This is a genomic window from Streptomyces sp. ADMS (genome assembly GCF_033441795.1).
In the GTDB taxonomy this organism is placed as follows: Bacteria; Actinomycetota; Actinomycetes; order Streptomycetales; family Streptomycetaceae; genus Streptomyces.
This window is the reverse complement of the sequence record NZ_JAVFVX010000382.1, coordinates 1-597: the sequence shown is the minus strand read 5'-3', so window position 1 is coordinate 597 and position 597 is coordinate 1. Positions and strand designations below refer to the sequence as shown.

The 597-nt window shown below is 68.0% G+C and carries 1 protein-coding gene; it reads left to right on the top strand.

The window, feature by feature from the left end; all coding sequences use genetic code 11:
• Nucleotides 1-126: 126 nt before the first annotated feature.
• Nucleotides 127-597, top strand: a 471-nt coding sequence (locus RB628_RS41160; RefSeq protein ID WP_318325737.1) for a CBS domain-containing protein, incomplete at its 3' end; no start/stop codon positions are given.

Here is a 597-nt window from a genome sequence, read left to right as displayed (position 1 = left end):
GGCCGCGAGCACGAGCCGGTGCCGCTCGGCGGAGGCAACTCCCGGAACGCGTGAAATGCAGGCGCTCTCCAAGGGGCGGACAGTGGAGAGTGAACCTGTGCCGCGAGGACGTGAGGAGGGAGCGAAATGCTGCATCGACTGGTCGGAGACCTCATGACCACGGCTGTGGTGAGTGTGCGGCGTGACCTGGGCTTCAAGGACATCGTCCAGAACCTCACGGAGCACGACATCACCGCGGTACCCGTCGTCGATGATCAAGGCCGCCCGATCGGCGTGGTGTCGGAGGCGGACCTGCTACGCAGACAGGAAAGCCAGGCGGATCCGGGCGGACACCTGAGCGCCACGCACTTGTTGCCCGCGGAGAGCGCCAAGGCGCACGCGCTGACCGCCGGGGAGCTGATGACGAGCCCCGCCGTCACGGCGCGGCCTGAGTGGTCGGTCGTGGAGGCGGCCCGTGCCATGGCCCGCCACCACGTCAAACGGCTGCCCGTCGTGGACGACCTCGGCCTGCTGGTGGGCATCGTCAGCCGCGATGACCTGCTGCACGTCTTCCTGCGGCGAGACATCGCCATCCAGGAGGAGATCACCACGGATGTC